The organism is Pseudomonas sp. MT3 (assembly GCF_054720805.1).
In genome coordinates, this window is the sequence record NZ_JBTVPY010000001.1 from 152,147 (window position 1) to 177,503 (window position 25,357).

24 protein-coding genes are annotated in these 25,357 nt (G+C 66.7%); 14 read left to right on the forward strand and 10 right to left on the reverse strand.

The features are described from left to right. Nucleotides 1-50: 50 nt before the first annotated feature. Nucleotides 51-410 carry a helix-turn-helix domain-containing protein gene (locus tag ACYCAX_RS00555; RefSeq protein ID WP_294973009.1) on the reverse strand — a complete coding sequence of 120 codons (360 nt, stop codon included), beginning with the start codon at nt 408-410 and terminating at the stop codon, nt 51-53. Beyond that, nucleotides 382-708, reverse strand: coding sequence for a type II toxin-antitoxin system HigB family toxin (locus ACYCAX_RS00560; protein ID WP_294973011.1), 327 nt, complete (start codon nt 706-708; stop codon nt 382-384). Before ACYCAX_RS00560 ends, ACYCAX_RS00555 begins: the two co-directional genes overlap by 29 nt. A 513-nt stretch (nt 709-1,221) precedes the next feature. Here ACYCAX_RS00560 and ACYCAX_RS00565 point away from each other — a divergent pair. Further along, nucleotides 1,222-2,811 carry an ABC-F family ATPase gene (locus ACYCAX_RS00565; protein WP_460247237.1) on the forward strand — a complete coding sequence of 530 codons (1,590 nt, stop codon included), beginning with the start codon at nt 1,222-1,224 and terminating at the stop codon, nt 2,809-2,811. Nucleotides 2,812-3,228: 417 nt separating this feature from the next. Here the strand turns inward: ACYCAX_RS00565 and ACYCAX_RS00570 are convergent, their stop codons facing one another. Then, nucleotides 3,229-4,242, reverse strand: coding sequence for an alpha/beta hydrolase family protein (locus ACYCAX_RS00570; RefSeq protein WP_460247238.1), 1,014 nt, complete (start codon nt 4,240-4,242; stop codon nt 3,229-3,231). Nucleotides 4,243-4,658: 416 nt separating this feature from the next. After that, nucleotides 4,659-5,267 (reverse strand): FMN-dependent NADH-azoreductase, encoded by a 609-nt coding sequence (locus ACYCAX_RS00575; RefSeq protein ID WP_015477387.1) that lies wholly within the window; start codon nt 5,265-5,267, stop codon nt 4,659-4,661. 133 nt (nt 5,268-5,400) lie between these two features. On the opposite strand from ACYCAX_RS00575, the gene ACYCAX_RS00580 reads away from it, so the two are divergent. Further along, nucleotides 5,401-6,306 (forward strand): LysR substrate-binding domain-containing protein, encoded by a 906-nt coding sequence (locus ACYCAX_RS00580; RefSeq protein WP_015477388.1) that lies wholly within the window; start codon nt 5,401-5,403, stop codon nt 6,304-6,306. Here the strand turns inward: ACYCAX_RS00580 and ACYCAX_RS00585 are convergent. Both ACYCAX_RS00585 and ACYCAX_RS00590 read right to left on the reverse strand, forming a co-directional pair. Then, nucleotides 6,301-7,011 carry a DUF1294 domain-containing protein gene (locus ACYCAX_RS00585; RefSeq protein ID WP_460247239.1) on the reverse strand — a complete coding sequence of 237 codons (711 nt, stop codon included), beginning with the start codon at nt 7,009-7,011 and terminating at the stop codon, nt 6,301-6,303. The genes ACYCAX_RS00580 and ACYCAX_RS00585 overlap by 6 nt on opposite strands. Before the next feature lie 12 nt (nt 7,012-7,023). Continuing rightward, the gene (locus ACYCAX_RS00590) at nt 7,024-7,854 is read right to left on the reverse strand and encodes an undecaprenyl-diphosphate phosphatase (RefSeq protein ID WP_015477390.1); all 831 of its coding nucleotides are present in this window, start codon (nt 7,852-7,854) and stop codon (nt 7,024-7,026) included. A gap of 682 nt (nt 7,855-8,536) precedes the next feature. On the opposite strand from ACYCAX_RS00590, the gene ACYCAX_RS00595 reads away from it, so the two are divergent. Next, nucleotides 8,537-9,004 (forward strand): hypothetical protein, encoded by a 468-nt coding sequence (locus ACYCAX_RS00595; protein ID WP_460247240.1) that lies wholly within the window; start codon nt 8,537-8,539, stop codon nt 9,002-9,004. 579 nt (nt 9,005-9,583) lie between these two features. Here the strand turns inward: ACYCAX_RS00595 and ACYCAX_RS00600 are convergent. Further along, the gene (locus ACYCAX_RS00600; RefSeq protein ID WP_294973026.1) at nt 9,584-10,399 is read right to left on the reverse strand and encodes an aminotransferase class IV family protein; all 816 of its coding nucleotides are present in this window, start codon (nt 10,397-10,399) and stop codon (nt 9,584-9,586) included. A gap of 113 nt (nt 10,400-10,512) precedes the next feature. Here ACYCAX_RS00600 and gcvA point away from each other — a divergent pair, with 113 nt between their 5' ends. Together gcvA and ACYCAX_RS00610 are read left to right on the forward strand one after the other, a co-directional pair. Then, nucleotides 10,513-11,427 carry a transcriptional regulator GcvA gene (gene gcvA / locus ACYCAX_RS00605; protein ID WP_460247241.1) on the forward strand — a complete coding sequence of 305 codons (915 nt, stop codon included), beginning with the start codon at nt 10,513-10,515 and terminating at the stop codon, nt 11,425-11,427. A 91-nt stretch (nt 11,428-11,518) separates the two neighbouring features. Then, on the forward strand, nt 11,519-11,860 hold the full coding sequence (locus tag ACYCAX_RS00610) for an FKBP-type peptidyl-prolyl cis-trans isomerase (RefSeq protein ID WP_460247242.1): 342 nt from the start codon (nt 11,519-11,521) through the stop codon (nt 11,858-11,860). A 15-nt stretch (nt 11,861-11,875) separates the two neighbouring features. Here ACYCAX_RS00610 and ACYCAX_RS00615 read toward each other — a convergent pair whose 3' ends face one another. After that, nucleotides 11,876-13,840 carry a UvrD-helicase domain-containing protein gene (locus tag ACYCAX_RS00615; protein WP_460247243.1) on the reverse strand — a complete coding sequence of 655 codons (1,965 nt, stop codon included), beginning with the start codon at nt 13,838-13,840 and terminating at the stop codon, nt 11,876-11,878. 166 nt (nt 13,841-14,006) lie between these two features. On the opposite strand from ACYCAX_RS00615, the gene ACYCAX_RS00620 reads away from it, so the two are divergent. From ACYCAX_RS00620 to ACYCAX_RS00660, 9 genes are all read left to right on the forward strand, one after another. Continuing rightward, the gene (locus ACYCAX_RS00620; protein WP_015477396.1) at nt 14,007-14,774 is read left to right on the forward strand and encodes an ATP-binding cassette domain-containing protein; all 768 of its coding nucleotides are present in this window, start codon (nt 14,007-14,009) and stop codon (nt 14,772-14,774) included. A 208-nt stretch (nt 14,775-14,982) separates the two neighbouring features. Continuing rightward, nucleotides 14,983-16,182 carry an MFS transporter gene (locus ACYCAX_RS00625; RefSeq protein WP_460247244.1) on the forward strand — a complete coding sequence of 400 codons (1,200 nt, stop codon included), beginning with the start codon at nt 14,983-14,985 and terminating at the stop codon, nt 16,180-16,182. Nucleotides 16,183-16,200: 18 nt separating this feature from the next. Further along, nucleotides 16,201-17,004 (forward strand): 2,5-didehydrogluconate reductase DkgB, encoded by an 804-nt coding sequence (gene dkgB, locus ACYCAX_RS00630; protein WP_294973037.1) that lies wholly within the window; start codon nt 16,201-16,203, stop codon nt 17,002-17,004. 481 nt (nt 17,005-17,485) lie between these two features. After that, nucleotides 17,486-18,391, forward strand: coding sequence for a LysR substrate-binding domain-containing protein (locus tag ACYCAX_RS00635; RefSeq protein WP_460247245.1), 906 nt, complete (start codon nt 17,486-17,488; stop codon nt 18,389-18,391). A 107-nt stretch (nt 18,392-18,498) separates the two neighbouring features. Beyond that, nucleotides 18,499-20,664: an FUSC family protein gene (locus ACYCAX_RS00640; protein ID WP_460247246.1), complete on the forward strand. Its 2,166-nt coding sequence runs from the start codon at nt 18,499-18,501 to the stop codon at nt 20,662-20,664. Further along, the gene (locus tag ACYCAX_RS00645; RefSeq protein ID WP_015477401.1) at nt 20,654-20,860 is read left to right on the forward strand and encodes a DUF1656 domain-containing protein; all 207 of its coding nucleotides are present in this window, start codon (nt 20,654-20,656) and stop codon (nt 20,858-20,860) included. Before ACYCAX_RS00640 ends, ACYCAX_RS00645 begins: the two co-directional genes overlap by 11 nt. Nucleotide 20,861: 1 nt before the next feature. Next, on the forward strand, nt 20,862-21,821 hold the full coding sequence (locus tag ACYCAX_RS00650) for an HlyD family efflux transporter periplasmic adaptor subunit (protein ID WP_015477402.1): 960 nt from the start codon (nt 20,862-20,864) through the stop codon (nt 21,819-21,821). A 185-nt stretch (nt 21,822-22,006) separates the two neighbouring features. Beyond that, nucleotides 22,007-22,537, forward strand: coding sequence for a lipopolysaccharide core heptose(II)-phosphate phosphatase PmrG (gene pmrG, locus ACYCAX_RS00655; protein WP_460247313.1), 531 nt, complete (start codon nt 22,007-22,009; stop codon nt 22,535-22,537). 61 nt (nt 22,538-22,598) lie between these two features. Continuing rightward, nucleotides 22,599-24,059, forward strand: coding sequence for a mechanosensitive ion channel family protein (locus tag ACYCAX_RS00660; protein ID WP_294973046.1), 1,461 nt, complete (start codon nt 22,599-22,601; stop codon nt 24,057-24,059). A gap of 28 nt (nt 24,060-24,087) precedes the next feature. Here ACYCAX_RS00660 and ACYCAX_RS00665 read toward each other — a convergent pair whose 3' ends face one another. Both ACYCAX_RS00665 and ACYCAX_RS00670 read right to left on the reverse strand, forming a co-directional pair. Further along, complete coding sequence (locus tag ACYCAX_RS00665) at nt 24,088-24,447, reverse strand: SH3 domain-containing protein (RefSeq protein ID WP_294973048.1); 360 nt, start codon at nt 24,445-24,447, stop codon at nt 24,088-24,090. A 268-nt stretch (nt 24,448-24,715) separates the two neighbouring features. Next, nucleotides 24,716-25,348, reverse strand: coding sequence for a response regulator transcription factor (locus ACYCAX_RS00670; protein WP_015477405.1), 633 nt, complete (start codon nt 25,346-25,348; stop codon nt 24,716-24,718). Between the last annotated feature and the right edge of the window lie 9 nt (nt 25,349-25,357).

Genomic DNA, 25,357 nt, shown 5'->3' on the forward strand with positions numbered 1-25,357 from the left:
CGTACTCGCCATCGATGGCGCGGGAGAGCGGAGCTGGCCGTTAATGAGCGTCAGGCAGCTCCGGCCAGCAGGCTCTCATAAGGTATCTTCAGGCCGTCGTGCAGCCGCTTGATCATTGCCAGACTAAGGCCGCGCTTCCGGTTCAGGACTTCTGACACGCGCCCGCTGCTGCCGATGAAGGGCTCCAGATCGCGCGGGGTCAGCCCTTGCTGCTCCATACGGAATTTGATGGCTTCGATGGGGTCGGAGGGGCCGATAGGATAGTGCTTGTCCTCGTAGGCCTCGATCAGCGTCACAAGCACTTCCATTTCATCGGCCTCAGGCGTGCCCTCTTCTGCTTGGAAGATGGCCTCCAGGCGCTGGAAAGCTGCGCGCAGGTCTTCATCGTTTCGGATGGGCTTGATATTCATTCACCGTCTCCACGTCTATCTGGTCGTACCTGGCATGGGTGCCAATGAACTTCACCCAAGCAATACCGCAGCGGTACTGCATCTCGACAACCAGGCGGTACTTGTTGCCGCCGATGTTGAACACCACGCGGTTGTTGCCGCAGATGCTCGCATTCCCGAACTGATTCTTTACATCCTGCGGCGTCTTCCATTCAGCTTTAGTAGCTGCTTCGTACCAGCTCTCCAAGGGAGCCTTGGCGTCTTCCTGGCCCGGGACTTCCCAGTACTTCACCAGCGTGCTCTTTGCAATGACCCGCATTCGCGCCATTTCTCCCGTTTTGGGAGATTCTAGTCCGGAATCCGGTCATAGGACAAGCGATACCACCCTGGGTCAGTCTGCCCCGCCTAGCGCCGCCCCCTGAGCCCACGAGAGCGGGCTTTCCATTTCTGAAGCTCGGTTTTCCACTGAGCTGACGACCACTCGGGAAAACGCGGAGCAAGGGTGGGCTGTGGATCAAGGAGCCAAGTGTTACCATTAGGCACTTTCACGCCGCTCTTGATGTCCTTGGCATCCGCAGACGCCGGCAATACGACGCCCGACATACCTACGCAACCATGCGCCTAACGGCCTGGATGAATCCAGCATTCATCGCGGGACAGCTTGGCCATAGCGTTCAGATGTTGCTCTCGACCTACGCCAAATGGCTGAGCTCTGCCTCCGACTTGGAGCGAACTCGAAAAGCTACCTGCCAGAATCAAAAATGGTACGGAATTGGTACAGGAAGCAGAGGAAGGCAGTTAAACACCTCTGGAAAGCCCGCAGGATAAGGTCTTGATCTCTACCGCTAACATCACCATGCAGTTTGGCGCCAAGCCGCTGTTCGAAAACGTTTCCGTCAAGTTCGGCAACGGTAACCGCTACGGCCTGATCGGCGCCAACGGCTGCGGCAAGTCGACCTTCATGAAGATCCTCGGCGGCGAACTGGAGCCGTCCAGCGGCCAGGTGATGCTGGAGAACGGCGTACGCCTGGGCAAGCTGCGCCAGGACCAGTTCGCCTACGAAGAGTCCACTGTGATCGACACCGTGATCATGGGCCACGAGGAACTGTGGAAGGTCAAAGCCGAGCGCGATCGCATCTACTCCCTGCCGGAGATGAGCGAAGAAGACGGCATGGCCGTGGCCGAGCTGGAAGTCCAGTTCGCCGAGTTCGACGGCTATACCGCCGAGTCCCGTGCGGGTGAGCTGCTGCTGGGCCTGGGCATTCCGCTCGAGCAGCATTTCGGCCCGATGAGCGCCGTCGCTCCGGGCTGGAAACTGCGCGTGCTGCTGGCCCAGGCGCTGTTCTCCGACCCGGACCTGCTGCTGCTCGACGAACCGACCAACCACCTGGACATCAACACCATCCGCTGGCTGGAAAACGTCATCACGGCGCGCAACAGCACCATGATCATCATTTCCCACGATCGCCACTTCCTGAACAGCGTCTGCACCCACATGGCAGACCTGGACTACGGCGAGCTGCGCCTGTTCCCGGGCAACTACGACGAGTACATGACCGCGGCCGAACAGGCCCGCGAGCGCCTGCTCTCGGACAACGCCAAGAAGAAAGCCCAGATCGCCGAGCTGCAGACCTTCGTCAGCCGCTTCTCGGCCAACGCCTCCAAGGCCAAGCAGGCCACCAGCCGCGCGCGCCAGATCGACAAGATCCAGCTGGAAGAGGTCAAGCCATCCAGCCGCGTCAGCCCGTTCATCCGCTTCGAGCAGCACAAGAAGCTGCACCGCCAGGCGGTGACGCTGGAGAAGGTCAGCCAGGGCTTCGACGGTACCGCGCTGTTCAAGAATCTGAGCATGCAGGTGGAAGCTGGCGAGCGTATCGCGATCATCGGCCCCAACGGTATCGGCAAGACCACCCTGCTGCGCACCCTGGTCGGCGATATGACACCCACCGCCGGTGAAGTGAAATGGACCGACAGCGCCGACGTGGGCTACTTCGCCCAGGACCACGCCGAGGACTTCGAGGACGACTACAACCTGTTCGACTGGATGGCTCAGTGGACGCAGGGCGGCGAGCAGCTGGTGCGCGGCACTCTCGGCCGCATGCTGTTCTCCAACGACGACATCAAGAAGTCGGTGAAGGTGATCTCCGGCGGTGAACAGGGCCGCATGCTGTTCGGCAAGCTGATCCTCAAGCGCCCCAACGTGCTGGTGATGGACGAGCCGACCAACCACCTGGATATGGAGTCCATCGAAGCGCTGAACCTCGCACTGGAGAACTATCCGGGCACGCTGATCTTCGTCAGCCACGACCGCGAGTTCGTATCTTCGCTCGCCACCCGCATCCTCGAGATGAGCGAGAACGGCGTGACCGACTTCAGCGGCAGCTATGACGACTACCTGCGCAGCCAGGGTGTGATCGTCTGATCACGGCCCCGCCGCAATGAAAGAGCCCTGCCATGTGCAGGGCTTTTTTCTGCGCGCTGCCGATCTTCGCAGGGGCGCGCTTGCTCGCGAACCCACATGACGCCGGTGTGGCCGGCCCTCGTTCGCGAGCAGGCTCGCTCCCACAGAAGGGCACCACGCCGGCAATCGAACGGCTCCCGTAGTCTGCAATGCTCTTCTGCGGGGCCAGGACTTCGCGGACAAGGTTGCTCCTACGAGATATATCTGCGCTCGGGGCAGTCCTCACCCTAATCCTCGGCTTTAGCATCCTGCGTCGCTCTACCTCCCGCATCCATGCAGTCGTCTCCCAGGGGGAAAGGGGACCGTTCGGTGCAGGAGGCAATCTCGGTCTCAGCCGGCACGGTCTGCCCCTGCGGGAACCTCCGGCGCGCGGCGCCCTTACCGTCCCGAGGTATGCATCGTCGCGCGGCCCAGGCTGACATCGAAGAACTCCGCCGCCGACGCCGCGAGGTCGCGGTGGATGGCCTGGCGGTCCAGCCCCTGGGTGTCCGTGCAGAGGTCCGGAGTGGCCTCCTTCTCCTCCTCGGAACAGGGTGCCATGAACACGAAGTGCCCGGCGCCGTCGAGCACCCGCAGATCCGGCTGCTGCGGCAGCTTGCGGGCCAGGGCGCCGGCATTCTTCTTCCAGTCGAGGATACGGTCCTGATTGCCGGTATAGAGCAGCACCGGCACCCGCACGTCTTCCAGCTCGCGGGCACCATACATCAGGCTCAGCGGGGCCAGCAGCAACAGCGCGCCAACACGGGGGTCGGCCATCGGCACCAGGTCGTTGCGGTCGGCGCGCAGCTCGCCTCGGTCGCTGCAGGCATCGCGGTCGTCCGGATACTTGCGGCAGTACTTGAGCAGGCGGTCCAGGCGCGGCTGGGCGCCGGCGAGGATCAGTGCCGTCTCGCCGCCGGCGGAATAGCCGATCACGCCAACCTTGTGCGGGTCGACGATGCCCGCCATCCCGGGGTCGAGCAGCGCCGCGCTGATGGCTTCCGAAACCTGCAGCGGCCGCCCATAGAGGTTGCTCAATGCGCCCAGGCGGCTGTGGTCATGCAGGTTGTCGCCGGGGTGCAGCAGCGTCACCACGACGAACCCCTTGCGTACCAGCGCCTGGATCAGGTCGCGGTGCGCCAGCGGCGTGCCGTAGTTGCCGTGTGACATCACCAGCAATGGGAACCGGCCATTGGCGGTCTTGCCTTCATAGGCGACATCGATGATGAAATTGCCCAGGTGCAGCGGCCGCTCAGGAGCCCGCGTCGGGTAGAAGGCAATGGCCTTCATCGGCTCCTGGTCCAGCGGATCGCTCACCTGCAGGCGATGGAAGCCCACGTTCCAGCCCGACACCGCCCCGGCGCCGCCACTGAAGGTAACGAGCAACAGAACCCACAACAGACGCCTCGCCATATCGCAATCCGCTCCGACGCGCATCCAGCCCCGGCGCCGCGGAACTCCACCGCACACCGTGCGGGGCTCCGGGCGCCGCCTGGGAGATTCCCCGCATACTACGCGCCAGCCCGGAGCCCCCGGGATTGGCAGATGAACGGCCTCCTTTATCAAAGAGTCCTGAAATGGCCTTACAGCTTTCAAGGCCCGATTTGGCGGGCCTGTGCCAGGTTCAGTTTCGTAGGATCGAGCCGCCGTGGGAACCGGCCTACCGTGTGGGAGCGAGCGTGCTCGCGAACCGCCCCAGCATCGTAGCGATTGGCAAACATCGTTCGCGAGCAAGGGCTGGGAGCCCCCCGCTGCCCTGCAAATCACGCCGTCCGGGTCGGAAATGAAAAAGCCCCGCAACGCGGGGCTTCTTCGTGTTGCGGGGCCGATCAGGCGGCGGCGAACTGGCTTGCGATGCTCGCCTGGGCGCCGGCGATGGCGTTGCGACGCGGCTCTTCGCCGTAGGCCAGGCCTTCGGCACGGACCACCTCGATGTCGGTGACGCCGAGGAAGTTCAGCACCAGTTGCAGGTAGTTCTCGTGGGCGACACCGGTCGCTTGACCGGCATGGATGCCACCGGCGGTGGAGACGATGATCACCTTCTTGCCACCGGCCAGGCCGACCGGGCCGCTTTCGGTGTAGCGGAAGGTCTTGCCGGCCACCGCGATGCGGTCGATCCACGCCTTGAGCTGGCTGGGAATGGAGAAGTTGTACATCGGCGCACCGATGACGATGGCGTCGGCGGCCAGGAACTCTTCAATGCTGGTTTCGCCCAGGGCGGCTTCGTGCTGCTGCGCGGCATCGCGCATTTCGGCCGGAGTGCCGGCGGCGACCAGGCTGGCGGACGACAGGTGGCTGATGGCATCGGCGGCCAGGTCACGGTAAGTGACGTTAATGCCCGGCTCGGCGGCAGCCCAGGCGGCAACCAGTTCGGCGCTGAGCTGACGGGAGGCGGAGTTGTCGCCGAGGATGCTGGAATCGATGTGCAGAAGTTTCATGTGTGCGTTCTCCAAGCGGGTAAGCCAGCTGACTGGCGGAGTAATTCGTCGTTGGAGCCAAGACTACGCATGTAGCCAATACTCGATAAGTCGGCAAAAATGTGATGATTCGTCTCACCAGCAGGACAATCCCATGCAAGACCTCAATGATCTCTTCTATTTCGCCAAGGTAGTGGAGTGCGGAGGCTTTGCCGCCGCCGGCCGCCTGCTGGGGCTGCCGAAGTCGCGTCTGTCGCGGCGCGTGGCGGAGCTGGAAGCGCGCCTGAACGTCCGACTGCTGCAGCGCACCACGCGCAAGCTGGCGCTCACCGACCTGGGCGAGCGCTACTACCGGCACTGCCAGGCGATGCTGGTGGAGGCGGAAATGGCCGATGAAGTGGCCGCCCAGCTCAGCGCCGAACCGCGTGGACGGGTCAAGCTGTCCTGCCCCGTCGCCCTGGCGGAAACCTCGCTGAACGAGATGCTGCCCGGCTTCCTGGCAGCCTATCCGCAGGTGAACCTGGAGCTGCTGCTGACCAACCGTCGCGTCGACCTGCTCAACGAGGGCGTCGATGTGGCCCTGCGTGTCCGTGCGCCGGGCGATGAAGACCTGTCGCTGATTTCCCGCCGCCTGCGCCAGGCGATGACCGCGCTGGTGGCGGCGCCCGAGCTCCTGCACGGACGGCAGTTGACCCACCCCGAAGACCTCGCGGCCCTGCCCATCCTCGGGGCGATCGGGAGCGACCGGAAAGTCCATATGAAATTGCTCGGGCCGCAGGGGGAAGTCTGCGAACTGGCGCTGGACGCACGCCTGGCGGCGGAAGACTTCAACCTGCGCAAGAACGTTGCCCTCGCCGGGCTGGGCGTGACCCAACTGCCGAACTACTACTGCATCGAGGAGTTGGCGGACGGACGCCTGGTGCGGGTGCTGCCGGAATGGCGCGAGCCCGAGGCGAATCTGCAGGCCGTCTACCCGCACCGGCGTGGCATCCTGCCGGCGGTGCGGGCGTTGCTGGACTATCTGGAAGAGGGGTTCTCGAAGGACGACTCGCCGTTATGAGGCGCCCTGCCCCAGCCCCGTCAGGATGCCGATCCAACCCAGCAGGCGACCGCCGCTGAGCCAGTCGACCCAGAACAGCTGGTGCACCGCCACGATCGCCCAGAACACCAGTTGGAACGACAGCTTGCGAGTCTTGTGGCGGAACAGTTGCTGGGCGAGCAGCGCGCCGGGCCAGCCGCCCAACAGCTCCAGCACATGCAGATGCTGTTCGGAGATGCGCCATTCGTCCCGCTCGGCGCGGCGCTTGTCGCGCCAGTAGGCGAAAAACGCCAGCACGCTGAACAGCGGATAGAGCAGCAGGAACCAGACGAAGTAGCCATCCTTCAGCCAGACCAGCGCGCCGCTGACAGGCAGCACCAGCAGCACCGCCAACAGCAGCAGGGCTCGGCCGATGGAGCGCCGGGGCGGCCCCGGGAAGGCCACCTCACGCCCGCTGCGGACCCGCTCACGGGTCGCCGCTGCGCCCGGCTTGCGGCGAATGTCGGGCATGTCGATGGCAAGGCCCGCCAGGCGCGCATGCTCCGCGCGCGGCCGGCCCTGCTTGTCGTTTCCCGGGACGTAGCACACCTGATCACCGCTCTGCGGGCGACGATCGCCGCGAAAAGCCGAAATGTGCAGGAAGAGTTCTTCGCCGCCGGACTGCGGACGGATGAAGCCGAAGCCTTTGTCATCGTCCCAGCGGCTGATGATGCCGTTCTTTTCCATCGCCTTTTAGTCTCAGGGTTTGACGCTGCTCCAGTCGATCAGGTCGAACTGCCAGGTCGCCAGAATCAGCAGGCCGAAGGCGATACGGTACCAGGCAAACGCCGCGTAGCTGTGATTGGCAATGAATTTCAGCAGCCCGCGCACGGCGATCATGGCGAAGATGAAGGAGGTCACGAAGCCCACGGCGAATACCGGCAGGTCATCGGGCTGGAACAGATCGCGGTACTTGTACCCCGAGTAGACCGCCGCGCCGACCATTGTCGGCATCGCCAGGAAGAAGGAAAACTCGGTGGCCGCCTTGCGCGACAGGCCGAACAGCAGGCCGCCGATGATGGTGGCGCCCGACCGCGAGGTGCCGGGTACCAGCGCCAGGCACTGGGCGCAGCCGACCTTGAGGGCGTCCTTCCAGGTCATGTCGTCCACCGTTTCGGCGCGGATGCGGTGCTCGCGGGTCTCGGCCCAGAGCATCACCACGCCACCGATGACCAGCGCCACGGCAACGGTGATGGGGTTGAACAGGTAATGGTGGATCAGGTCGGCGAAGGCCACGCCCAGCACCACGGCCGGCGCGAAGGCGACCAGCAGGTTGGCGGTGAAGCGTTGGGCCCGCGCCTGGGTAGGCAGGCCGACGACCACGTCGAGAATCTTGCGGCGAAACTCCCAGACCACCGCCAGGATGGCCGCCAACTGAATGATGATGTTGAAAGCCTGGGCGCGTTCCCCGCCAAAGCCGATGATATCCGCCACGATGATCTGGTGGCCGGTACTGGAGATCGGCAGGAACTCCGTCAGCCCTTCGACCACCCCGAGAACGAATGCCTGGAAGGCACTCCACAAATCCATACTGCTTCCCCCGCGCGGCTCGATGGCACGCCCTTTCTAATGATGTACTCCGGCTGGGCCGACCGACGAGGCCGGGACACAGGGTCCGGAACCCCGACAAGGCGTTGGCATGCTAATGCATTGGCCGTGGCTTCCGCCGGATTTAACGAAAAATTCTCTCACCGCCAGCGGTACCGATTACCCCGGTGCCGACCGGCCCCACGAGCCCCGGACTCCTGGAAATCCACTTGCCCACCTCGGGATGCCGGGACTCTGGCTCGCGTGAAGCAGACAACCCGAGGGGGGTTGCGTTCGCCGACCCGCGAAAAATGGTCGGTTCCTGGAGATCCGATGACCCGCCCGCGCTACAACGCCGATGCCCGCAGCCGACTGTCACGCCGGTGAAACAGGTCACCCCGCCGCAACGCCCGACGTACCGGGAAATGCCCGCCCCTGTCCAGCGCAGTGTCTCAAGCGTGATACAGGGACTGCCCCCTCCCTGATCCAGCCCCGGTTCCAGAGGCCTCGCCGGGAATTTCCCGTCCCGGACCGGTGTAACGGGCACGAAACACCTTCACCACAACGATGACGTCGATATTTTCCAAGCCATTGATTCTAAAAGGCAACTTAATTCCGGCACGGCAACTGCCTCGATTCTGTATCGCCGATCACGGATCAGCGCACCACAAAAGGAGCCACCGTCATGCCGGGGAGCATTGCCAAGGTCGTTGCATCCCGCTCGTTATTGGCAGAGGGTTTCTGTGCCACCGCCGACACGGCGAACGTGGGCAATCCGCTGCCAGGCCATGCGGGCAACCTCCGGGCTCCGGCGACCAGCGACAATCACCCCCCACCCAAGAACGACAAGGCGGCTGCCGTCCCCAACGCTCAGCACGCCCACGCCGCTGGCAGCGCAACGCCGTCCAGCACTTGCACCCTCACCGTCAACGACGCCTCCACCAAGACCGGACCTCTCCCAGCCGGCATGACCTTCGCAGTTGACGGCGACGACTCGGGCATCGCCCAGCGAAATGACGATGCCTATCTCGACACCTGGAGCGCCTCGCTCCGCACCGAGGGCAGCGACACCGGCCATGCGGACAGCCAGACCCGGACACCCCGCGTCATCCCGGCGGCTCCGCCATCAACCACGCAAGCGTCCACAGGGTAGTCAGTGGCGGCCCCCGCACACCCACTCGCAACCCACGACGCTGGCTGCCCAGCCTGCGTTCACGCCGGCAAGCCACTGAGTTGAACACGAAGGCCCCGCTTCCGGGGCCTTCGTTCTGTTCTCGCGAGCGACATTGCTCGCCGTAGCGCGAGAGCGCTGTGCCTCATTCCCCCATGAACAGCATCGCGGACAAAGTCCTACGAGATACATCTGCGCTCGGGGCGGCCCCACCCCAGCCCTCGGCTTTGGCATCCTGCGTCGCTCTACCTCCTACATCCATGCAGTCGTCTCCCCGGGGGAAAGGGGACCGTTCGGTGCAGGAGGAAATCCCGGTCTCAGCCGGCACGGTCTGCCCCCTCTCCCTGAGGGAGAGGGTTGGGGTGAGGGGGAAGCGCTGGCACAGATCGTCCAGAAGTAGACAGTTGCTCCTACGCGGCGGCACGGTTTTCATCCGTAGAAACAACGGCCCTGGGGTGACCGCGGGATGCCCCGTCACCACAACTCCCCGACGTTCTTTTTGTAGGAGCGGGCTTGCTCGCGAACAGACCCGCGACAGCTTCAGTGAGAGGCGGACTTTCCTCAGGGCCGTACACGCGGCTCCGCCTCAAAGGCGCTGCGCAGCAACTCGACGAACGCCGGCGCCGGCGGGATTTCCACCTCTGCGATGCGGTTCACCGGCACCGCCGGCGTCCAGGAGTTCATCACCACGGCGCCGGCCAGGCGCGGCAGGTCCTGGCGGTCGATACTCAGCACCGACTGGCGCACGCCGAGCGCGGCCAACTGACGCTGCAGGATACCCTGGGTGGTCCCGGCGAGCATCTTCGCCCGCGGCCAGATCACCGATTCGCCATCCCAGAACGCCAGGTTCCAGATGGTCGCTTCGCTGAGGCGGCCACGCTGGTCGGCGAAGATCGCATCATCGAAACCAGCGGCCACCGCTTCGCGCAGATACCAGGTCTTGGCGATCTCGCCCACGTGCTTGATCTCCGGCAGCACCCGCTCGTGCCCGGCGATGGCCAGCGACAGCGGCCCCTGTGGCCCGTCCGATGGCGGCGCGGTGCGCACCAGCAGCTCGGGCCGGTGCTCGGGGCCGGCGACGGTGAACTCCCCGGCGGGCGAGTACACCGTCGCCATCAGCGACGTATCCGCCGGCGCCTGCTCCAGCGCGGCGCGCAAGGCAGCGCGGATTTCCTCGTCTGCATGGCTCTGGCCGAACAGCCGCTGCGAGGCATTGCGCAGGCGTTCCAGATGCAGGTCCAGGCCACGAATACCGCCGTCGCGTACCTGCATGGCGGTGAAGTGGGCATAGCCGGCGAAGGCCAGAGGCGCGAGGTCGGCAGCACTGGCGGGCTGGGCGTTGCGTTGCGTGATGTAGGGATGAGTGGCGGCTGACATGGCGTTGGCTTCCTCTGCGCTGTGATCTTCAAGGTGAGCCAACTATCGGGCTTTGACGATGCCAGGAGAAACGAGTATTTCTCGAAGGATCATCAAGGATAATTTGAAGATCAATGAGCCGCTCCTTTCCCGGAATCCGTTCCCTGCGCACCTTCGAGGCCGCCGGCCGCCACCTCAACTTCACCCGTGCCGCGGAAGAGCTCGGGCTGACCCCGGCGGCGGTCAGTCATCAGATCAAGGAGCTGGAAGACCAGCTCGACCTCAGCCTGTTCTCGCGCACCAGCCGCAGCATCCAGCTGACCCCGGCGGGCGCGCTACTGCTGGAAGCGGCGGCGGAATCCCTCGACCTGCTGCGCCGTGCGACCGCGCGCGCCCGGCGTTTGTCGCGCAGCGCCGAGCAACTGCGCGTATCGCTGACCGCCCGCTTCGCCACCCACTGGCTGCTGCCGCGCCTGCCGACGTTTCGCACACTGCATCCTGAGTTGAAGCTCAGCTTCGACGTCAGCGACGAGCTGCGGGATTTCGCCGTCGATGACCTCGACCTGGCCATCCGCTTCGGCAGCGGGCGCTATCCGGGACTGCAGGCGGAGCGGCTGTTCGACACCCTGATCGTGCCGGTCTGCTGTCCGAGCCTGCTGGAACAAGGCCCTCCCCTGCGCGAACCTCGCGACCTGCTGGCCCATACCCTGTGCTTCGTCGATTGCGAAACCGAAGGCGCGGTGTGGCCGGACTGGGCACGCTGGATGGCGGCGGCGGGCGTTGAGGACTTCGACCCCGGCAACTGCGTCGCCTTCGACGACACCAGCCATGTGGTGCAGGCGGTGCTGGAAGGTGGCGCGGTCGGCCTGGCCGATCGCGCAATGGTCGCCCGCGAACTGGAACAGGGCCTGCTGGTACAGCCCTTCGAACTGGGCGTACCGGTGGCCGAGGACTATGCCTACAGCCTGGTCTACCCACTGGCCAACGGCGACGATCCGCGAGTCAAGGCCTTCCGCGAATGGATCCTCGGGGAAATGGCCAACGGCTGATCGACGCGGGCGACTTGCAAACACCGGGCTTTCCTGCGAAAACCCACGCCCTTGCGGCCGTCGTGCCGCCAGCGCGTCACGGGAGAACGCCATGAGCAACGAACTGCAGATCGAAGATATCGTCGTCGGCGACGGCAAGGCCGTGGTCAGAGGCGCCCTGATCACCACCCAGTACACCGGCACCCTGGAAGACGGCACCGTCTTCGACTCGTCCTACGGCAAGGGCCGTCCCTTCCAGTGCGTGATCGGCACCGGTCGCGTGATCAAGGGGTGGGACCAGGGCCTGATGGGCATGAAGGTGGGAGGCAAGCGCAAGCTGTTCGTACCGGCGCACCTGGCCTACGGCGAGCACCAGATCGGCGCGCACATCCAGCCCAATTCCAACCTGCTGTTCGAGATCGAGCTGCTGGAAGTCCTCACCCGCGACGACTGATCCTCACGCCGACGCTCAAGCCGGCGCGGCTTCCACGCTGCGCCGCAGCGCCAGGATCGCAGTCGGCCCCTGGGCCTTGCGGGTGAACCAGAGTACCCGGCTCACGCCCCGGGTGATCGCCACGTAGGCCAGGCGCAACTGTTCGTCCTGCTGGGCCTGGTCGTAGCTGCTGGCGAAGAACCCGCAAGCCGCGTATAGCGCACTGCGCAGCGGGTGTTTCTCCGGCGGCGCGCAGTCGTCGACGATGATCGCCACTTCCGCCTGCAACCCCTTGGCGCGGTGAATGGTCATGCCCTTCACCGGCAACGTGCGGTCCAGCTCGCCGAGGATCGTCTGCAGGGTTTCGTTGCGCCGACCGAGCAGCAGCACGGCGGTCTTCTCCCGCGATCCACGCGCGGCAACGTGCTCGCACTGCTTGCGGATCTCTTCCAGCAGAACCGGCAGGTTGTTGCGCGCGTCGAAGCGCTGTACCAGCTTCACCCCGTGATCGCCCGCCTCTGCCGACTTGAAGGCGCGGCAGGTCTTGGCCTGTTTGCTGGCCACGCCCACCAGCACCCGCTCGCCGTCGCGGATCACCGGGTCGATGCTGCGGTAGTTGGTTTCCAGCAGCAGCACGCGACTCTTGCGCCGGCCCTTGCTGGGGAAGTGCCGGTCGAAGTCCATGAACAGCTCCGGCGAGCTGCCGCGCCAGGCGTAGATGGATTGCCAATCGTCACCGATGGCCATCAGGCTGACCGCTTCGCCGCGCTTGGCGAGGTCGCGGTGCAGCGCCTGCAGCCATTGCACGATCTGCGGCGAGACGTCCTGGAACTCGTCGATCAGCAGGTGCTGGAACGGCGCCAGGGCCTCGGCCGGCAGCTTGCCATCGCCGAGCTGATCGGTCAGGCGCTGGAAGGCCAGGTTGAAGGTCAGCAATCCCTGCGCCTGCAACGCGGCGTCGAAGGCGGTCCAGAACCGCTGCAGCGCCTCGATGAAACGTCGCTCGCGAGGCGGACAGTCCAGTTTCTTCGGCTGCAACTGGTCGATGCGCAGCCCGATGCTCTCGATGAACCCGGCCTGGGCGTAGAAGGCTTCGAACAGGGGCGGCGCGGTGAACTCGCCGGCCAGCTTGAAGGCATCCAGCGGCGCCTTGCCAATGCGCGGCGGCTTGCCGTCTTCGCCGGCTTCGGGCGGCGGCGGCAGGTCGAGCAGTTGATGTACCAGCATGCGGAACTCAGCCTGTTCGGCATAGCACTGCTGATAGACCTGCTTGAGCAGGCGCTGTTGCGCCGGACGCAGGCGGCCGGCGAGCAAGGGGTTGTCCAGTTCGCTGGCGGGGTCGCGCTCGTCCAGTTGCTCGAACCAGCGGGGGTTCTTCAGCGCCACCTTGGCCAGGGTGCCCATCGCCGAGTGGAAGGTACGCACGCACTGGCGTGCCTGAGCCGCGTCGAACGAATGCCCCCAGTAGCCGAGCACCTTCAGCAACTGTTCGCGCAGTTGCGCGCAGGAGGCGTTGGTGAAGGAAATCACCGTCACTCGCTCGGCCTCGATACCCAGGTGGCACAGCAGGTAGACCACGCGCAGGACCAGGGTCGTGGACTTGCCGGAGCCGGCGCCGGCGAAGATGCGGAGCAACGGATCGGGCGCGAGGATCATCGCCCACTGCTCGTCCGACGGCAGGCTGATCACCCCGGCGGCCGCCGCCTGGGCGACGCGTTCGCGCATGGCGGTGGCCTGCTGCTCGTCGGGCGCCCCGGCCGTGCCATAGATGCCGGCAGCGGCAGTGCGCGGGCGCGCGGGCGCAGGCCCCTCGGCATCTTTCTTCTTCGTGCGTGGGCCGCGCTTGGCCGGGGCCTTGCCCTTGCCTTTGGCCTTGCCGCGCCCACGGGGCTGCGGCTGCGCCGCTTCGCGTTCGGCGCGCAGGTATTCGGTGGTGCGGGGGAAATACCGCGCAAGAGCTTCGGCGACCAGCCGTTTATAGCGTTCGACAGCAGACTCCATTGGCCCTACCAGATCAGTTACAGCGTTGAATCATAAGTGCTTTTCGACAGGGACAGGCAATCGTTGCGAGCGTTCCGCGATGAACTCCAAAATTGATAAGCATTAGCGATTGCATTAGAGTCGGTCTCCCCGCTTTTCCCGGCCCCGCCGGTCTACGGATGACCCCATGTTCGAACTGGAAAATGTCAGTTTCAGCGTCCCCGGCCGCACGCTCCTGCAACCGCTGAGCCTGCAACTCGCCCACGGCAGCATGATCGGCCTGATCGGCCACAACGGCTCGGGCAAATCGACCCTGCTCAAGCTGCTGGCCCGCCAGCAGCAGGCCAGCGGCGGCAGCATCCGCCTGGACGGCAAGCCGCTGCAGGACTGGGGCAACCGCGACTTCGCGCGCCAGGTGGCCTACCTGCCGCAGCAGTTGCCGCAAACCGACGGCCTGACCGTGCGCGAGCTGGTCGCCTTCGGCCGCTATCCGTGGCACGGCGCGCTGGGCCGCATCACCGGCGAGGACCGCAAGCAGATCGACCGCGCCCTGGAGCTGACCGACACCCAGGTCTTCGCCGACCGCCCGGTGGACCTGCTCTCCGGCGGCGAGCGCCAACGCGTCTGGCTGGCCATGCTGCTGGCGCAGAACAGCCGCTTCCTGCTGCTGGACGAGCCGACGTCCGCACTGGACATCGCCCACCAGGTGGAAGTGCTCTCCCGCGTCCACGAACTCAGCCGCGAGCTGGACCTGGGCGTGCTGGTGGTGCTGCACGACATCAACATGGCGGCGCGCTACTGCGACCACCTGATCGCGCTGCACGGCGGCCGCCTGCTGGCCCAGGGCAGCCCGGCGCAACTGATGCACGGCGAGACGCTGGAAGGTATCTACGGCATTCCTATGGGCGTGCTGGCCAATCCGGTGGACGGCTCGCCGATCAGTTACCTGCGTTAAGTTCGATTGCGCCCCCGGCGCGCGATGCCGGGCGATTCGCGACCATGACACCGGTACAGGACACAGGGCCAGTACCGACGCAATGCCTGGAGGAACGATCGATTCGTGACTCCAGATCAACTATCCTTTGTCGTTTGCCGCGTTTTTCTCAAGGACCCGCGTCGGGACAATGCCGCCCATCGCATTCCATGACCCGGAGTCCCACCCCATGCCCCTCGCACTCCTGGCGCTGACCCTGAGCGCCTTCGCCATCGGCACGACGGAGTTCGTCATCGTCGGCCTGATTCCGACCATCGCCACCGACCTGGGCGTCACCCTGCCCTCCGCCGGCCTGCTGGTCAGCCTCTACGCCCTCAGCGTGGCCATCGGCGCGCCGTTGCTCACCGCCATGACCGGGCGGATTCCGCGCAAGGCGCTGCTGGTCGGCCTGATGGCGCTGTTCACCGTCGGCAACCTGGTGGCCTGGCAGGCTCCCGGCTACGAATCGCTGATCATCGCGCGCATCCTCACCGGCCTGGCCCACGGCGTGTTCTTCTCGGTCGGTTCGATCATCGCCACCAGCCTGGTGAGCAAGGACAAGGCCGCCAGCGCCATCGCCACCATGTTCAGCGGCATGACCGTGGCCTTCGTCACCGGCATCCCGCTGGGCACCTTCATCGGCCAGCACCTGGGCTGGCGCGTGACCTTCCTGGTGGTGGCCGCCTTTGGCGTGGTCGCCCTGCTCGGCAGCCTGCTGCTCGTGCCCAAGAGCATCCAGCACACCCCGCCAGCGCCGCTGCTGCGCCAGGCCCGCGTGCTGCTGCAACCGCGCCTGCTGCTGGTCTACGCGATGACGGCGGTGGGCTACGGCGGCTCGCTGATCGCTTTCACCTTCCTCGCGCCGATCCTCCAGGACCTGGCCGGTTTCAGCCCGAACATGGTCGGCGTGGTCCTCCTGGCCTACGGTATCTCGGTGGCCATCGGCAATATCTGGGGCGGTCGCCTGGCTGATAAACGCGGTCCGGTAAGCGCGCTGAAGATCATCTTCGGCCTGCTGGCGGCGGTGCTGCTGGTGCTGACCGTCACCGTCGGCAACCCGTGGCTGGTGGTGCTCACCGTGCTGGCCTGGGGCGCCGTGGCCTTCGGCAACGTGCCCGGCCTGCAGGTGTATGTCGTGCAACAGGCCGAGCGCGTGGCGCCGGATGCGGTGGACGTGGCCTCGGGCTTCAACATCGCCGCCTTCAACCTCGGCGTGGCCGGCGGCTCCTGGGCCGGCGGCCTGGTGGTGAGCCACCTGGGCCTGGGCCATACGCCCTGGATCGCCGCCGTGGTGACGCTCGCCGCCTTCGGCCTGACCGCCCTGAGCGGCCGCCTGGACCGTCGCACGGCCACGGAACCGACCGCCGCCGGCGCGCTTCCCACTCACTGATCGACCAAGGAGATTCCCATGAGCGTACCCGCCTTCGGCCTCGGCACCTTCCGCCTCAAGGGCCAGACCGTCATCGACTCGATCCGCAGCGCCATCGACCTGGGCTACCGCGCCATCGACACCGCGCAGATCTACGGCAACGAGGCGGATGTCGGCGAAGCCATCGCCGCTGCCGGCGTACCGCGTGACGTGCTGTACCTGACCACCAAGATCTGGACCGAGAACTATGCCGCCGACAAGCTGATCCCCAGCCTCAAGGACAGCCTGCACAAGCTGCGCACCGACCGCGTCGAGCTGACCCTGATCCACTGGCCCTCGCCCAAGGGCGCGGTGCCGGTCGCCGAGTTCATGGGCGCCCTGGCCGAGGCCAAGGCCCAGGGCCTGACCGGCGAGATCGGCGTGTCCAACTTCACCGTCGCGCTGATGCGCGAAGCCATCGCCGCCGTCGGCGCCGGGCAGATCGCCACCAACCAGGTGGAGCTGCACCCCTACCTGCAGAACCGCAAGGTGGCCGACTTCGCCAGGAGCCAGGGCATTCACCTCACCTCCTACATGACCCTGGGCTATGGCAAGGTGCTGCACGACCCGCTGATCGCTGAAATCGCCAAGCGCCACAACGCCACCCCGGCACAGGTCACGCTGGCCTGGGCGATGCAACTGGGCTACTCGGTGATCCCGTCCTCCACCAAGCGCGAGAACCTGGAAGGCAACCTGCGCGCGGTCGACCTGCGCCTGAGCGACGCCGACATGGCCGCCATCGCCACGCTGGATCGCAACCAACGCATCACCAGCCCGGAAAGCCTGGCGCCCGCCTGGGACTGACCCAACCGGCCGTCCGACCTGGGCGGCCTTGCCCTTTGCCAAGGAGTCTTCATGAGTGCTAACGATTACGCCGTCTGGACCTGAACGCCCGGCGCCGGTCTCGATGGCCTGAACCTCGCCCGCCTGCCGCTGCCCGTCCCGGACGAGGTGCTGGTGGCCAACACCGCCATCGCCCTCAACCCGGTGGACTGGAAGATGATCGACCCTGTGCAGTGCGCATGCGGGGTATCTGACCGGGCAGAACCTGTTGCTCGATGGCGGGGCGTATCCGGGGACGTTCTGAGCGCTGCCGCCCCGAGCGCGAATACATCGATGCGCAACGGCTCCTTGCTCTTTGTAGGAGCGAGCTTGCTCGCGAACCGATTCAACCAGCAGCTCCAGTGCCGTGCCGTTCGCGAGCAAGCTCGCTCCTACAGAGCAGCAGCCGCTCCGCCCAGCCAACCCTCTACAATTACCCCGCCGCTCCCGAACAGGCCCGCCGATGAAAGCCCATTCCGACGAACTCAAGACCTTCGCCACGGTGATCGACTGCGGCTCCATCACCGCCGCCGCCGAGCAGTTGGGCCTGACCCCCTCGGCGGTCAGCCGCGCGCTGTCGAAGCTGGAGGAAAAGCTCGGCACCACCCTGCTCAACCGCACCACGCGGCGGATGAAGCTGACCGAGGAAGGCGAGTTCTTCCTCGAACACGCGCGGCACATCCTCGAGCAGATGGACGCCCTCGAAGAACGCCTCGCCCTGCGCCAGCAATCCCCCGCCGGGCGCCTGCGGATCAACGCCGCCTCGCCGTTCATGCTGCACGCGGTGGTGCCACACATCGGTGCCTTCCGCGAGCGCTACCCGGACATCGAACTGCAGCTCAACACCAACGACCTGAACATCGACCTGCTGGAACAGAGCACCGACGTCGCCATCCGCATCGGCCAGCTCGCCGACTCCAGCCTGCACGCCCGGCCCCTGGGCAGCAGCCGGCTGAACCTGCTGGCGGCGCCCCAATACCTGGAACGCCACGGCATGCCAGGCGATCTGGACGAGTTGCTGGGCCGCACGCTGCTCGGTTTCACCCAGCCCGAGGCGCTGAACATCTGGCCGCTGCGCCATGCCGGCGGCGACACCCTGGCGATCACTCCGCGGCTCTCCGCTTCCAGCGGCGAGACCCTGCGCCAGCTGGCCCTGAGCGGCCAGGGCATCGCCTGCCTGGCGAGCTTCATGACCTGCACCGACATCCAGGCCGGGCGCCTGGTACGGGTACTGCCGGAACTGACCAGCGAGCGCCGCCAGCCGATCCACGCGGTGTACTACCGCAACTCGCAGCTGGCCCTGCGCATCCAGTGCTTCCTCGACTTCATCCAGCAACGCCTGGCGCAATCGCTGGACAGCGCCGGCTGACGCGCGAAGAAATTCCGCAACTTCGTCATTCCTCGACCACACTGGATAGGACTCGCCGACACGCCGCTGCAACGCCGTGTCGGCCCGCCGAGATCGAGGGGCTTGGCATGTCGCCACTGCTGCTGTACCTGCGCGCCGTCATCCATCCGGGCCGCGACACCCTGCTATTCGCCCTGCGCACCGTGCTGGCCGGGCTGCTGACGCTGTACCTGGCGTTCCTGCTGGACCTCGACCAACCCAAGTGGGCGACCATGACGGTGGTGATCATCAGCACCCCGCTGGCCGGCATGACCCTGCAGAAGAGCTTCGCCCAGGTGATCGGCACCACCGTCGGCGCGATGGTGGCGGTGGCGATCATGGCGCTGTTCCCCCAGGCGCCGATGCCCTTCATCGTCACCCTGGCGCTGTGGCTGGCGATCTGCACCGCCGGCGGCACCCTGATGCGCTTCACCCATTCGCACGCCTTCGTCCTCAGCGGCTTCACCGCGGTGATCGTTGCGCTGCTCGCCCAGCCCGACCCGGAATCCACCTATACCCTGGCCATCACCCGCGTCACCGAGACGCTGCTGGGCGTGGCCTGCGTGACCCTGGTCAGTCTGTTCTTCGCCCGGCCGCAGAGCGTGGCGCGGGGTTACTTCGCCAAGGTCGACCAGTTGATCCGCCTGATCGCCGTGCACGCGGCGGCGGTGATCCGCGGCGAGGAGCTGGAAGAGGATTTCCAGCAGCGGCAGAAGCAACTGCTGGGCGAGATCGCCTCCCTGGAGATGCTGCGCCGCCACCTCTACTTCGACGCCCCGCGCCTGCGTGGCGCCGACGAGCTGGTGCAGCAGTTGGCCAACCAGTTGGTGCTGATGACCTCCCGCCTGGCCATCCTGCGGCGCCAGCGCAAGCTGATCGAGGCTCGCCTGGACGGTCCGCTGCCCGAGTCCGTGCGTCGCCTGCGCGAGGACGAGCTGGCCTGCCTGGCCGAACTGGCCGAGTACGGCCGCGCCCTGCCAAGCGGCACGCGCAAGCGCATCACCCAGTTGCGCCAGCGCTTCGACGCCGCCGCGCAGCAGGCCGAGGAACTGGCCGACGGCCTGCCCACGTCGCTGCGCTCCCTGGCCTGGGCCCTGCGCTTCGAACAGGCGCGGCTGATGCAACAGCTGGACGAGATGATCGAGCTGAGCGAAGCGATCCAGGAAGGCCGCCCCGGCAGCAGTTCCTATCCGCAGAGCCAGGCCCATGCGCTGCACCTGGACTTTCACCTCGCCGCGATGAACGCCACGCGGGCCTTCATCGCCCTCTGCTGCGCCGGCTGGATCTGGGTGGAAACCGCCTGGGACGGCGCCCGCGCCGGGATGATCCTGATCGGCATCCTCTGCTCCCTGCTCGCCACCTTCCCCCGCCCGCTGCTCGCAAGCCAGGCCTACCTGCGCGGGCTGGGGCTGGCGCTGGTGGCGGCAGCGCTGTTGCAGTTCCTGCTGCTACCCAGCGTCGGCGACTTCGAAATGCTCGCGCTATTCCTCACCCCGCTGCTCTACGTGATCGCCGTCGGCCTGGCCAGCCCGCAGACCGCCGGGATCGGCATTGGCCTGGGGCTCTCCACCTTCCTGCTGGTGGGACCGCAGAACCAGGGCGCCTGGATCAACACGGCGGTGCAGTGGTTCGAGTTCGCCGGCGGCTACGTCAGCGCCGGCGTGCTGGCGCTGCTGGTGTATGCCTGGGTGTTCCCCTTCGACGCCGACGCGCGCCTGCGCCGCCAGTCCCGCCGCACCCGCGCCGAGGTGCGCGCGGTGCTGCTGTCCACGCCCAGCGAAGCGCGCCGTTTCCTCTTCGAGAGCCGCATGGTCGACCGCCTGGCGATCATGCTCGGGCTGTTGCCGGCGACCCGCGACAGCCAATCCGGCGAGCGCTTCCAGTGCAGCCTGGCGAGCATGACCCTGGGCGTGGTGCTGCATCAGCTGCGCCGCGAAAGCCTCAACCCCAGCGGCCTGCCGGAGCCGCTGCGCGAGCGCCTGTCGCTGGTGCTCGACGAACTCGCCGCCTGCCTCGATCAGCCGCCCGCGGCGCCGTTGCAACGGGTGCTGCCGGCCATGCGCGAGCTGGGCGCCGAGCTGGACGAGTTGCACGGACACGGCGCGAGCGCCGGCGGCGAGCCCCTGCGTCCGGTGTTCGTCAGCGGCGTGGCGCTGCTGGTCGCCGCCGCCCTGCTGGAACGCTTCCGCGACCTCTACAGCGAAGCGGCCCCCTTCCACGACGACCACGGGGAACAGCCGCTGCATGCCCGTTGATATCGAAGTCGGCGGCGTCTACCTGCCGCCGCTGGCCCAGGCCCTGTTGCTGGCCCTGCCGATCTTCCTGCTGCTGGACTGGACGCTGCGCCGCCTGGGCGTGCTGCACCGGGTCTGGCACGAAGCACTCTTCGAAGGCGCGCTCTACGCCTGCATCTGCGCTAGCCTGATCCTGCTCATGGGGACACTGCACTGACATGTTTGACATTCGCAAGGCGCTTGCGCCACTGACCACTCTCGCCGTCGTGGCGCTCGCCCTGGTGCTGGGCAGCTACGCCTGGGTCTATTACACCCGCGCGCCCTGGACCCGCGACGCCCGCGTGCGGGCCGAGGTGGTGTCGCTGTCGGCGGACGTCACCGGGCGCATCGTCGACCTGCGCGTGCAGGACAACCAGCACGTGAACAAGGGCGACCTGCTGCTGCAGATCGACCCCGCCCGCTACGAGCTGGCGGTGCAGCACGCCGAGCGCGCGGTGGAAGTGGCGCGGGCGGCGCTGGGCCAGTCGCGGGCGGCCATCGTCGCCAACCAGGCGCTGCTGCACCAGCGGCGGAGCGAGGAAATCCGCCGGCGGGAGCTGAAGGCGCGCTCGGCGATCTCCAACGAGGAATGGGAAAAAGCCAGCACCGACGTGGCCGTGGCCGAGGCCCAGTTGCTCCGCGAACAGGCCAACCTGGACCTGGCGCAGGCCAACGTCAGCCTGGCCGAAGCGGCGCTGCGCCAGGCGCGCCTGGACCTTGAGCGCACCCGCGTACTGGCGCCGGTGAACGGCTACGTGACCAACCTGCTGACCCGCGCCGGCGACTACGCCACCGCCGGCAACGCGCTGGTCGCGGTGGTCGACAGCGACTCCTTCCACGTCAGCGGCTACTTCGAGGAAACCAAGCTGCCGCGCATCCACGAAGGCGACCGGGTCCATGTCGAACTGATGAGCGGAGAACGCTTCGACGGCACCGTGGAAAGCATCGCCTTCGCCATCACCGACCGCGAAAACCTGCCCGGCAGTCGCCTGCTGGCCAACATCAACCCGACCTACACCTGGGTCAAGCTGGCCCAGCGCATCCCCGTGCGCATCGCCATCGACCCCGCCTACGCCGGGCGCGACCGCCTGCGCGCCGGCACCACGGCCACGGTCAGCGTGGAGGAGTCCAAGCCTTAGGAAGCCAAGGCAGCACCGACTCGTAGCACGTTTGTCACTCATCCCGGTCAACATGAGTCCATTCACACTCTGACCAGGGATCGCTGTGAACCCCACACACGCCGTACGATCCATCGCCAGAAGCCCGTACCTGGCCCTCCTCCTGCTGATCGGCATCGTCCTGGCGCTCGATCCTCCCCGAATCACTGGACAACCCCGACCGTAGCGCCTTCCAGCACCGCTGGATGCAGGGCCGGGTGATCCTGCTGATCCGCCACCTGGAGCGCTGCGACCGTTCCAGCGCACCCTGCCTGGGTGCGGCCGACGGCATCACCGTCCGTGCCGCCCAGTTGGCCAAGGGCCTGGGCCAGGCCATCAGCCGCTACGGCCTCGCCGCCACGGACATCTACAGCAGCCCGCTGACCCGCACCGCGCAGACGGCGGACCTGATGTTCGACTACAGCGTGACGCGCCAGGACTGGCTCTTCACCTGCAAGGACAACGACCTGCTGGGCCATATCCGCCGGCACAAGACCACCCACCGCAACCTGGTGCTGGTGACCCACAGCGAGTGCTTCGACCGCCTGATGGAAAACCTCGACAAGCCCGAAGGCGAAACGCCCGAGTACGGCGAAACGCTGGTGCTGTTCGACAATCACAGTCGCTCGCCGTGGATCGCCGGCGAAATCGAAGTCCCGGACTGGACCGAGCTGCGGCGTCACCCCAACGCAGGCTGAGCCGGCTGCCAGAAGCGCATTTCTGTGCCATCTTTTGCGCATCGTCCCACGGAGAGGCGCGATGCCCGCCCTGCTCATCCAGCACCCCCTGTTCGCCGCCCCGACGCTGTTGCTGCTCGACCTGCTGCTCTGGCGCCTGGCCGGCACGGCTCATTCGCACTGGCGCCTGGCGCTGCGCGTGCTCTGTTTCCTGCTGTTCAGCCTGCTGCTGTTCAACGCCGGGATGAACCCGCTGCGCGCCGCGCCCTGGGCCGACGACCTGCCCAGCCACATGGTCGCCACCGGCGTGCAGATCCTCTGGTGGATGTTCGCCGCGCGCTGCCTGACCGTGGTGCTCGGCTTCCTCCTGGTGCAGCGCGTCGGCCACGCCGGGCGGCTGCTACAGGACGTGGTCGGCGCGCTGATCTTCCTCATCGCCAGCATCGCCGCCGCCGGCTACGTGCTGGAGCTGCCGGTGAAGGGCCTGCTGGCCACCTCCGGGGTGGTCGCCATCGTCCTTGGCCTGGCGCTGCAAAGCACCTTGAGCGACGTGTTCTCCGGCATCGTGCTCAACACCACCAAGCCGTACCAGCTGGACGACTGGATCTCCATCGATGGCATCGAAGGCAAGGTGGTGGAGATCGACTGGCGTTCCACCTACCTGCAAACCGGCCAGGGCAGCCTGGCGGTGGTGCCCAACTCCCTGGCGGCCAAGGCCAAGCTGCTCAACCTCAGCCGGCCGGCGAACCTCTATGGCTTGAGCCTGAGCCTCACCCTCAGCCCGCGGGTGCGTCCGCGCAAGGCCATCGACGCGCTGGAGCGCGCCCTGGGCGGCTGCCGCATGCTGCTGACCAGCCCGGCGCCGACGGTGAGCGTGCGCAAGTCCGCCCCCGAGGGCGTGGAGTACGAAATGAGCGGATTCGTCGCCGCCATGAGCGAGAAGCGCGAGGCGCGCAACCAGCTCTACGACCTGGCCTTCCGCCACCTGCAGGCCGCCGGCATCGAACCGCTCAGCGATGCCGACGTACCTGCCCGCGAACACGCCTCCCGCGCCCGCGCGCTGCTGGTGCGCTCCGGCCTGTTCGACGCCCTGGCCGACGCCGAACGCGACGAACTGGCGGCGTCCATGCAGCGCCGGCCCTTCAAGGCCGGCGACGTACTGCTGGCGGTCGGCGATGTCAGCGAGCAGTTGCTGATCATCGACACCGGCGTGATCAGCGTCACCCTGCCTCGCGACGGACAGACCCTCGAAGCCGGCCGCATGGGCCCCGGCGAGGTGATCGGCGAAGCCGGCGTGCTGACCGGCTCCGCCTGGCACGCGCAGTTCACCGCCCTCAGCGACGGCGCGGTCTATCGCCTGGACAAGGCCGTGCTCGCCCCCTGCCTGGAAGCCCGCCAGGAGATCGCCGAAGCCATGACCCGGCTGCTCGACTTCCGCCAGAAGGCCAGCGCCGCGCTGCTGGTGGAGCAACCGGTGGCGGTGCCGCAACGCGGAATCATGGCCTGGCTGAAGCAGTATGCCGGGCGCCGCTACAAGACCTGAATCGAACAGGTCCGGAGCGGCGCGCCCATCAGGCTCGATCGGGCGAAGCGCGCAGGCACGCCAGCGGCACCCAGCCGGACTCGCCGCCAGTCCGACTGCACCAGCACCAGCCCCCCAGCACCCTGGCGCCCTCCAGCCGCTCGCCGACCTCGACATCGAGTTCGCGGGCGCTGTAGTCCTCCAGGGCCATTGCGACACCCGGAGCCGTCAGCCGGAAGACCTGCGCCGGCACCCAGCCATCCTCCTGCCCAGGCGTCGAACAGAAATACCAGTCCTGCCAGCCTGCCTCGCCCTCATAGCGCTCCCCCACCCTCAGCATCGTGCCCCGGGTGAAAGCGATCGGCTCGGGAAACTCACCGCGATGGGGCTGGATGACGTCGTACCGCATGCCGTTCTCCTTGTGCCAGGCAGTGCGGAGGATAACGCTCAGAGCGCGACGTGGAAGACCACCCCGTCCCAGGACCCACTTTCCAGCGCCCCCTTGCTCGCGAACCGCCCGGCACCCGCGCAGACCGCCTGACGCCGGCCTTGCCGGCGGACCGCGGACAAAGTCCACTCCTGCGGGGCGACAGTTTTCTGTCCGTGGAAACAACGGCCCTGGGGGAGCCGTAGGACGATCCCTCCACCCCCGACAGCCCCAAGCGAGCCTGCTCCCCCTACATGGGGCGCAGTTGCAGGGGGTCGACCAGTCCGGCGGCAATGGCCATGCCTACCAGGTCGGACAGGGTCCCGGCCTGCATGCGCCTCATCACCCGCGCGCGGTACAGGTCCACGGTCTTCACGCTGATCTCCAGTTGCTCGGCCACTTCGCGGCTGGTGTAGCCGCGCACCAGCGGCAGGAATACATCGCGCTCGCGGGGCGTCAGGGCGGCGAGGCGCTCCTCCAGCTCCCCCAGTCCGGAGCGCGAGGCATGCTGGCGTTCGCGGGAGCTGAGCGCCTGCTGCACGCTGTCGAGCAACAGTTGCTCGTTGTAGGGCTTCTCGATGAAATCCACCGCGCCGGCCTTGAAAGCGCGGATCACGATGGGCACGTCGGCGTGGCCGCTGACGAAGATCACCGGCAGCTCGACACCGCGCTGGCGCATCTCCTCCTGCACCGCCAGGCCGCCCAGACCGGGCATGCGCACGTCGAGCAGTACGCAGGCGTGGGCGTCGGCCGGGCAAGCGTCGAGGAACTCGCGGCCGCTGGTGAACGGCAGCGCCTTCAGGCCGACCGACTCCAGCAGCCAGACCGTCGAGTCGAGCATGCCCCGGTCATCGTCCACCACGTACACCACTGCCCGTTCCATCGTTGTCTC